The 6,623-nt window shown below is 40.6% G+C and carries 2 tRNA genes and 3 rRNA genes; all 5 read left to right on the top strand.

The features are described from left to right. The first annotated feature begins 530 nt into the window (after nucleotides 1–530). The 5 genes from AJN69_RS05515 (at nucleotide 531) to rrf (ending at nucleotide 6,485) form a co-directional block, all read left to right on the top strand. Nucleotides 531–2,043: ribosomal RNA gene (locus tag AJN69_RS05515) — 16S ribosomal RNA — on the top strand. Between the two features lie 103 nt (nucleotides 2,044–2,146). Further along, nucleotides 2,147–2,222, top strand: a tRNA-Ala gene (locus AJN69_RS05510). A gap of 8 nt (nucleotides 2,223–2,230) precedes the next feature. Then, nucleotides 2,231–2,307, top strand: a tRNA-Ile gene (locus AJN69_RS05505). Nucleotides 2,308–3,032: 725 nt separating this feature from the next. Continuing rightward, nucleotides 3,033–6,092, top strand: a 23S ribosomal RNA gene (locus AJN69_RS05500). 276 nt (nucleotides 6,093–6,368) lie between these two features. Continuing rightward, nucleotides 6,369–6,485 (top strand): 5S ribosomal RNA (gene rrf, locus AJN69_RS05495). The 16S, 23S and 5S rRNA genes sit together here with 2 tRNA genes alongside, the layout of an rRNA operon. The last annotated feature ends 138 nt before the right edge of the window (nucleotides 6,486–6,623 follow it).

Here is a 6,623-nt window from a genome sequence, read left to right as displayed (position 1 = left end):
TAAAATATAGCCCCCATTTTTTAACCCACCAAATACTTATATAAATACTTACACAAATATTTATATTATTTAATCCTTTATTTAATCCCCTTTTAAGTTTAATTGGTTATACTTTCATTTCCTTTTTTGAAAAAAAGGACTTAAAATCTTTTAAATTATAAAGTTTCACTAACTGAGTAGATTTTATAAATTAACTTTATTTTAGATTTTTTAAGTTTTTAAATTATTTGAGTTTTTAACTTTCTTAATTTTTTAATTTAAAACTAAAAAGCTTTTTTATAAATCTTGTTTTTAATTTAAAAACTTTTCTTTTAAAAATGATTTTTTGTTTTGTTCTTTTAACTTAGTATTGTTATTCAAATCTTATTAGTCAATCTTTGAAATCTAAATAAGTGATCGATTGAGCCAGAAAGATTTAGGCATAAGTAATTATGTAAAATCTATTCAATCTAATTTAAAAAGATTAAAAGCTTTTCTTTTAATCTTTTATAACTTTTTCTTTGAAGAAAAAGATTAAACTATCTATAATTTTTATGGAGAGTTTGATCCTGGCTCAGAGTGAACGCTGGCGGCGTGCCTAATACATGCAAGTCGAACGATGAAGCTTCTAGCTTGCTAGAAGTGGATTAGTGGCGCACGGGTGAGTAAGGTATAGTTAATCTGCCCTACACAAGAGGACAACAGTTGGAAACGACTGCTAATACTCTATACTCCTGCTTAACACAAGTTGAGTAGGGAAAGTTTTTCGGTGTAGGATGAGACTATATAGTATCAGCTAGTTGGTAAGGTAATGGCTTACCAAGGCTATGACGCTTAACTGGTCTGAGAGGATGATCAGTCACACTGGAACTGAGACACGGTCCAGACTCCTACGGGAGGCAGCAGTAGGGAATATTGCGCAATGGGGGAAACCCTGACGCAGCAACGCCGCGTGGAGGATGACACTTTTCGGAGCGTAAACTCCTTTTCTTGGGGAAGAATTCTGACGGTACCTAAGGAATAAGCACCGGCTAACTCCGTGCCAGCAGCCGCGGTAATACGGAGGGTGCAAGCGTTACTCGGAATCACTGGGCGTAAAGGGCGCGTAGGCGGATTATCAAGTCTCTTGTGAAATCTAATGGCTTAACCATTAAACTGCTTGGGAAACTGATAGTCTAGAGTGAGGGAGAGGCAGATGGAATTGGTGGTGTAGGGGTAAAATCCGTAGATATCACCAAGAATACCCATTGCGAAGGCGATCTGCTGGAACTCAACTGACGCTAAGGCGCGAAAGCGTGGGGAGCAAACAGGATTAGATACCCTGGTAGTCCACGCCCTAAACGATGTACACTAGTTGTTGGGATGCTAGTCATCTCAGTAATGCAGCTAACGCATTAAGTGTACCGCCTGGGGAGTACGGTCGCAAGATTAAAACTCAAAGGAATAGACGGGGACCCGCACAAGCGGTGGAGCATGTGGTTTAATTCGAAGATACGCGAAGAACCTTACCTGGGCTTGATATCCTAAGAACCTTATAGAGATATGAGGGTGCTAGCTTGCTAGAACTTAGAGACAGGTGCTGCACGGCTGTCGTCAGCTCGTGTCGTGAGATGTTGGGTTAAGTCCCGCAACGAGCGCAACCCACGTATTTAGTTGCTAACGGTTCGGCCGAGCACTCTAAATAGACTGCCTTCGTAAGGAGGAGGAAGGTGTGGACGACGTCAAGTCATCATGGCCCTTATGCCCAGGGCGACACACGTGCTACAATGGCATATACAATGAGACGCAATACCGCGAGGTGGAGCAAATCTATAAAATATGTCCCAGTTCGGATTGTTCTCTGCAACTCGAGAGCATGAAGCCGGAATCGCTAGTAATCGTAGATCAGCCATGCTACGGTGAATACGTTCCCGGGTCTTGTACTCACCGCCCGTCACACCATGGGAGTTGATTTCACTCGAAGCCGGAATACTAAACTAGTTACCGTCCACAGTGGAATCAGCGACTGGGGTGAAGTCGTAACAAGGTAACCGTAGGAGAACCTGCGGTTGGATCACCTCCTTTCTAGAGTACAAAGTAATAAGTCTCACAACTATTACTTCAAATATATAAACTCAATTGATTCTTGTTTAGATTTCAAAGATTGATGATAAAGCTAATTGTTTATGGGGAATTAGCTCAGCTGGGAGAGCGCCTGCTTTGCACGCAGGAGGTCAGCGGTTCGATCCCGCTATTCTCCACCATTTATTAAGGGCCTATAGCTCAGCTGGTTAGAGTGCACCCCTGATAAGGGTGAGGTCACAAGTTCAAGTCTTGTTAGGCCCACCATAAAAAAGATTTGAATAAAGAAGCTTTAAAATCTAAAGCAAGTATATAAAGTAGATTAAATATAAAATATAAACTCTAAATACTTAGATTTATTTTTATCTTTAGCTATAAAAGAATATACTTTAATAGATATAAATAACATATACATTATGTATTTATATTTATAATGATTATGTTAATATATATACTTCCTTTAGGTTTTAAACCTAAATGTTCTTTTTAATTATCATTGTTAAGAGTCACAAGCAAGTTTTAATAAAAACAATTTTACAGGACTTGTTAAAGGATAAAACCTATTTATCTTTTCTTTAGTTTAACTTAACTTTTAGCTGTCTTTATTTCTATGAATAAAGAGAATATTAGATTTAAGGATTATAAATTAAAGACAAGTTTCAAACTCACAGCTTAGTTGAGACTAAATCATTTAGTTTTATATTAAGTGTTTGAATGCTTTCCGTCTTAAGATAAAGAAGTCTTATCATAAAAACTTTAACAAGGAAGTGATGCGTTTTAGAATCAATAAAAAAGGTAGAAGTTAGGTTATATCTAACTTTTATGCAAATTGTTTTTTTAGCGATTAAGAATTGAAGCTTTATCTACATTAATTTTTTAATGAATGTTTAGTTTATTTCGTTTTAAGCCTAATATCTTTTAGGTTGGCGGGGTAGGCCTTTAGCTTTGGTTCTTTAGGATGAGCTTTGCTCATCTGCTAAAAGAACATCAAAAGGTAAGCTACTAAGAGCGAATGGTGGATGCCTTGACTGGTAAAGGCGATGAAGGACGTACTAGACTGCGATAAGCTACGGGGAGTTGTCAAGAAGCTTTGATCCGTAGATTTCCGAATGGGGCAACCCAATGTATAGAGATATACATTACCTATATAGGAGCGAACGAGGGGAATTGAAACATCTTAGTACCCTCAGGAAAAGAAATCAATAGAGATTGCGTCAGTAGCGGCGAGCGAAAGCGCAAGAGGGCAAACCCAGTGCTTGCACTGGGGGTTGTAGGACTGCAATGTGCAAGAGCTGAGTTTAGCAGAACATTCTGGAAAGTATAGCCATAGAGGGTGATAGTCCCGTATGCGAAAAACAAAGCTTAGCTAGCAGTATCCTGAGTAGGGCGGGACACGAGGAATCCTGTCTGAATCCGGGTCGACCACGATCCAACCCTAAATACTAATACCAGATCGATAGTGCACAAGTACCGTGAGGGAAAGGTGAAAAGAACTGAGGTGATCAGAGTGAAATAGAACCTGAAACCATTTGCTTACAATCATTCAGAGCACTATGTAGCAATACAGTGTGATGGACTGCCTTTTGCATAATGAGCCTGCGAGTTGTGGTGTCTGGCAAGGTTAAGCAAACGCGAAGCCGTAGCGAAAGCGAGTCTGAATAGGGCGCTTAGTCAGATGCTGCAGACCCGAAACGAAGTGATCTATCCATGAGCAAGTTGAAGCTAGTGTAAGAACTAGTGGAGGACTGAACCCATAGGCGTTGAAAAGCCCCGGGATGACTTGTGGATAGGGGTGAAAGGCCAATCAAACTTCGTGATAGCTGGTTCTCTCCGAAATATATTTAGGTATAGCGTTGTGTCGTAATATAAGGGGGTAGAGCACTGAATGGGCTAGGGCATACACCAATGTACCAAACCCTATCAAACTCCGAATACCTTATATGTAATCACAGCAGTCAGGCGGCGAGTGATAAAATCCGTCGTCAAGAGGGAAACAACCCAGACTACCAGCTAAGGTCCCTAAATCTTACTTAAGTGGAAAACGATGTGAAGTTACTTAAACAACCAGGAGGTTGGCTTAGAAGCAGCCATCCTTTAAAGAAAGCGTAATAGCTCACTGGTCTAGTGATTTTGCGCGGAAAATATAACGGGGCTAAAGTAAGTACCGAAGCTGTAGACTTGCACACAACTTAGATTATTTAAGTTTAGAATATAAAAAAACTAAGTTATATGTTTTAAGTTATATTTTTACTGATTTTTATAGAGTAAAGATAGAAATAAAGCTTAGTAAAATCAGTAAAAATATTCTTGGTTTAAAGTTTAAGTAGTTTAAGTTGTGTGCAAGTGGTAGGAGAGCGTTCTATTTGCGTCGAAGGTATACCGGTAAGGAGTGCTGGAGCGAATAGAAGTGAGCATGCAGGCATGAGTAGCGATAATTAATGTGAGAATCATTAACGCCGTAAACCCAAGGTTTCCTACGCGATGCTCGTCATCGTAGGGTTAGTCGGGTCCTAAGTCGAGTCCGAAAGGGGTAGACGATGGCAAATTGGTTAATATTCCAATACCAACATTAGTGTGCGATGGAAGGACGCTTAGGGCTAAGGGGGCTAGCGGATGGAAGTGCTAGTCTAAGGTCGTAGGAGGTTATACAGGCAAATCCGTATAACAATACTCCGAGAACTGAAAGGCTTTTTGAAGTCTTCGGATGGATAGAAGAACCCCTGATGCCGTCGAGCCAAGAAAAGTTTCTAAGTTTAGCTAATGTTGCCCGTACCGTAAACCGACACAGGTGGGTGGGATGAGTATTCTAAGGCGCGTGGAAGAACTCTCTTTAAGGAACTCTGCAAAATAGCACCGTATCTTCGGTATAAGGTGTGGTTAGCTTTGTATTAGGATTTACTCCGAAAGCAAGGAAACTTACAACAAAGAGTCCCTCCCGACTGTTTACCAAAAACACAGCACTCTGCTAACTCGTAAGAGGATGTATAGGGTGTGACGCCTGCCCGGTGCTCGAAGGTTAATTGATGGGGTTAGCATTAGCGAAGCTCTTGATCGAAGCCCGAGTAAACGGCGGCCGTAACTATAACGGTCCTAAGGTAGCGAAATTCCTTGTCGGTTAAATACCGACCTGCATGAATGGCGTAACGAGATGGGAGCTGTCTCAAAGAGGGATCCAGTGAAATTGTAGTGGAGGTGAAAATTCCTCCTACCCGCGGCAAGACGGAAAGACCCCGTGGACCTTTACTACAGCTTGACACTGCTACTTGGATAAGAATGTGCAGGATAGGTGGGAGGCTTTGAGTATATGACGCCAGTTGTATATGAGCCGTTGTTGAGATACCACTCTTTCTTATTTGGGTAGCTAACCAGCTTGAGTTATCCTCAAGTGGGACAATGTCTGGTGGGTAGTTTGACTGGGGCGGTCGCCTCCCAAATAATAACGGAGGCTTACAAAGGTTGGCTCAGAACGGTTGGAAATCGTTCGTAGAGTATAAAGGTATAAGCCAGCTTAACTGCAAGACATACAAGTCAAGCAGAGACGAAAGTCGGTCTTAGTGATCCGGTGGTTCTGTGTGGAAGGGCCATCGCTCAAAGGATAAAAGGTACCCCGGGGATAACAGGCTGATCTCCCCCAAGAGCTCACATCGACGGGGAGGTTTGGCACCTCGATGTCGGCTCATCGCATCCTGGGGCTGGAGCAGGTCCCAAGGGTATGGCTGTTCGCCATTTAAAGCGGTACGCGAGCTGGGTTCAGAACGTCGTGAGACAGTTCGGTCCCTATCTGCCGTGGGCGTAAGAAGATTGAAGAGATTTGACCCTAGTACGAGAGGACCGGGTTGAACAAACCACTGGTGTAGCTGTTGTTCTGCCAAGAGCATCGCAGCGTAGCTAAGTTTGGAAAGGATAAACGCTGAAAGCATCTAAGCGTGAAGCCAACTCTAAGATGAATCTTCTCTAAGCTCTCTAGAAGACTACTAGTTTGATAGGCTGGGTGTGTAATGGATGAAAGTCCTTTAGCTGACCAGTACTAATAGAGCGTTTGGCTTATCTTTAATAAAGCATCACTTCCTTGTTAAGGTTTTTAAGAAAGCTTTGAATGTTTTATATGAAATATTTATATAAACATTATGTTTTTAAGCTAATAAAATCTTTCAAGTAGAGTTTGTATTAGAACTTGCTCTTAACATTGTTTTTTAAGTATTCTATATAAAAACTTATTAAAGATAAAAGATAAGTAAAGAAGAAAGAGAATAAAGAAAAAAATAAAGAAATAAAAGATTAAGCTTTATTTATAAATTAAATCTTTCAAAGAATATTTAAATAACAATGTCCGTGATTATACAGATGTGGAAACGCCTTGCTCCATCCCGAACCAAGAAGCTAAGCACATCGTGGGTGATGATACTACGCCTTACTGGCAGGGGGAAAGTAGCTCATTGCGGACTTGTTAAATGTCTTCATTGCTTACTTTATATATAAATCCTATGTTTATTTTTATTGTTGTTTTAGATGATGCTTAGAATTGTGTTTAAAAAAGAGTTTGTTGCTGTTTAGGGTTTTTAAGAGAATAGGGTGTTTTTAGG

This window comes from Campylobacter sp. BCW_4338 (assembly GCF_001763255.1).
GTDB lineage: Bacteria > Campylobacterota > Campylobacteria > Campylobacterales > Campylobacteraceae > Campylobacter_D > Campylobacter_D jejuni.
The sequence above is the reverse complement of the archived record's forward strand: the minus strand, read 5'-3'. Positions and strand labels throughout refer to the sequence as shown.